A 2184-nucleotide genomic window follows, 5' to 3' on the forward strand; every position below is an offset into this window, starting at 1 on the left:
GTTTTAGCTAAAATCGAAACCTTTAAGTTTCTGCTAAATGTTTTGAGTATCACAACTGTAGATAGGTAGTGTCGGCACTTCGCGTCCACCCTACCGTTTATTTTGTTCCACTTTATGGCAAAACCCAACGCTTTAATCGCTAATTCGGAGAGTCATACAGGCTCAATCAGTAAAAGCAGGGGGAGCAGGGTAATTGCACGTATTTTGTATCGCATGTACTTGACAAGATGATGCTTTCAGTTGGGTGATGGATGTTGTTCCTTCATCCCCGTACAAGAACTATGGCAAAAGGGTTTGCACCATCAGAGCAAGAGCAATCATCACGCTCCTCCAGTTCGCGAACACTACAACCAACGCTATTAGAGGAAATCAAAGCGTTGGATGATCCTCGGACAAAACGCAAACCCGACCATCTACTGGTGGATATTGTGGCTATTGGGATACTGGCCACCTTAGCTGGGGCAGACAACATGGTGGCAGTGGCGACCTATGGGCAAGAGGAATATGAGTGGTTGTCCACCTTTCTAGACCTTCCCAACGGGATTCCCTCGCACGATACCTTTTCGAGAGTCTTTGGCTTGATTGAGCCTGACCAGTTTAATCAGTTTTTCTTGCGATGGATTAAGCATGTGAGTGAGCAACTAGACATCCAATTGATTCACTTGGATGGAAAGACCTTACGAGGGTCTTACGATAGAGAGAGCCCGCTCAAAGCTCTTCATAGTGTGAGTGCCTGGTCCTCCGAGCATCATTTGGTCTTGGCTCAACAGCGGGTGGATGAAAAATCCAATGAAATTACCGCCATTCCTGAACTGCTGAAGTTGATGGACATCAAACAGAGCATCATTACCATTGATGCGATGGGAACCCAACGCGAGATTGCTCGCCAAATCATCAAAGAAGGAGCAGATTACATCTTGGCGCTCAAAGCCAATCATGGCAACCTTTATAAGAGCGTGAAGACGTTTTTTAAGAAGGCCGTTGAGACCGACTGGGACGGGATTGAGTATCGCTATGATGATGGCACGAGTGCGGGTCACTATCGAATTGAGTATCGCCAAGTGTGGGTGGTGCCCATTGCTCAAATCCCCAATCTGGCCAACGCGAAAAAATGGCCGGGATTCAAAAGCATCGTCATGGTCAGACGCAAGCGCACCCTTTGGAATGGGGAGACCGACAAACCCGCCTACTACATCAGCAGCTTAGAGGCTGATGCGGCGCTCATTGCTCATTCTATCCGCTCCCATTGGAGTATTGAAAATGGCCTCCACTGGGTCTTAGATGTCACATTCAACGAGGATCACAGTCGTATTCGCATGGGGCACGGACCTGAAAATGTCGCTCTTTTGAGGCGATTATGCATCAATTTGATTAAGCAACATCCTTCGAAGGACAGTATTGCCACCAAACGGTTTCGGGCGGCACTGAGTCGAGAGTTTTTGCTGGAATTACTCTCGCTCCCGCAGTCAAAAGACTCTGATTAAGGTAAAGCCAGCCCTGATGGTCGACACGAACGCAAGAATGAACATCACGCTTGATGCAAATCGTCTTAGCGTCTATTTCTGCTGAGTGAATGGCGTCTATTAGCGCTGAATTCTAGGTTCAAATGAAGAGGGAGACTACCAATGAACAATGCTAATCTACCTGCTATTCCCATTCTTTTGTCAAGTACAATTTATACTAAATACCTGCGATTACCCTGGCAACTCAGCCGCTAAAAGTCGATAGATGTTATGGGCAAAAATGGACATCGTTAAGTCAAAATCAACTTTGATGACCATCGATGAACATACTCGATTGAGATGAAAAAAGTAAACCTGTTCCGATATTTCTGTTTCCACTAACCATCGTCGAGCATATTGATGGATAATCTCTTTTATCGGTTTTTCAAAGTCATTGGTAATGATTAGGGCCGGTTGGACTCTACGACTTCCCTTAATGGCAATTTGGCGAACTTCTTTTCCATAGTCTTTGAGGAATACTTTTTGCTCATATACCTGAACGGCTCTACCTTTTCCATCGGCTGCCATTACACGAATAGAAGTCCACTCTGATTTAGGGATTTCTTTTAATTCTTCAAGAATTTTCGGTCCTCGCTTACGTACCGTAATAAATTTGATTTTATTCGGTGAGTCCTCCAGCTTTCTGAGATTCTGGTAGGTTGTAAATTTACTATCAAAGACC

2 protein-coding genes are annotated in these 2184 nt (G+C 45.1%); one reads left to right on the forward strand and one right to left on the reverse strand.

The window, feature by feature from the left end:
- Positions 1-281 precede the first annotated feature (281 nt).
- Entirely contained in the window at positions 282-1484 is a 1203-nt protein-coding gene (locus F6K52_RS35560; RefSeq protein ID WP_293089799.1) for an ISAs1 family transposase, read from the forward strand.
- Between the two features lie 210 nt (positions 1485-1694).
- On the opposite strand, the gene F6K52_RS35565 is transcribed toward F6K52_RS35560, so the two are convergent.
- The coding region (locus F6K52_RS35565; protein ID WP_293089801.1) for a hypothetical protein at positions 1695-2184 on the reverse strand (490 nt) is incomplete at its 5' end.

This window comes from Moorena sp. SIO3H5 (genome assembly GCF_010692395.1).
Lineage (GTDB): Bacteria > Cyanobacteriota > Cyanobacteriia > Cyanobacteriales > Coleofasciculaceae > Moorena.